The 507-nt window shown below is 33.3% G+C and carries 2 protein-coding genes; both read left to right on the top strand.

All coding sequences use genetic code 11. The features are described 5' to 3' along the window. A partial coding sequence (locus IE038_RS24685) for a hypothetical protein (protein ID WP_229775758.1) occupies positions 1-218 on the top strand: 218 nt, incomplete at its 5' end. 48 nt (positions 219-266) lie between these two features. After that, positions 267-507, top strand: a 241-nt coding sequence (locus tag IE038_RS24680; protein ID WP_229775757.1) for a hypothetical protein, incomplete at its 3' end; no start/stop codon positions are given.

Below are 507 nucleotides of genomic sequence, written 5' to 3'. Positions count from 1 at the left end.
AAATACATCCTATTGAGGATGTAAATGAAAAAATTTCAAGTTCTTTCATTTTCGAAGATGTTTTTCTTCCGAGACGTCGTAGAGAATTGAGAATTTTGAATCTTTTGAATCTGGAAAACCATTTAGATGAGAGTGTAAGATTCAATAGTAAAGAGATACCAAATGACCAAGGTCTGATGAAAAAAAACGAGTATCTGATCGTAGATACAAGACAATAGATAAGACGTTTTCTTTGGCCTCGTTATCGATTAGAAGATCTTATTTGCATGAATAGATTTTGGTGGAATACCAATAATGGTAGTCGATCTGCTATGTTGAGGGTACGCATGTATCCTAAAATAGATCATTGGGAACATATTACAAATAATTTGTATTTTCTAAAGCTAAAGCACAGTTTTATTTCGATAAGAGAGACTGTTCAAAAATTTGGAAATCATGCCAAAAGTTTATTGGGTACGAAACAGTCGCCGGTTGCTGGACATAACGAAGCTCTAAATGAAGTAAAGT

Source organism: Pseudomonas laurentiana (assembly GCF_014648275.1).
GTDB classification, from domain to species: domain Bacteria; phylum Pseudomonadota; class Gammaproteobacteria; order Pseudomonadales; family Pseudomonadaceae; genus Aquipseudomonas; species Aquipseudomonas laurentiana.
Note: the sequence above shows the minus strand (reverse complement) of the source record. Positions and strands in the feature narration are given on the sequence as shown.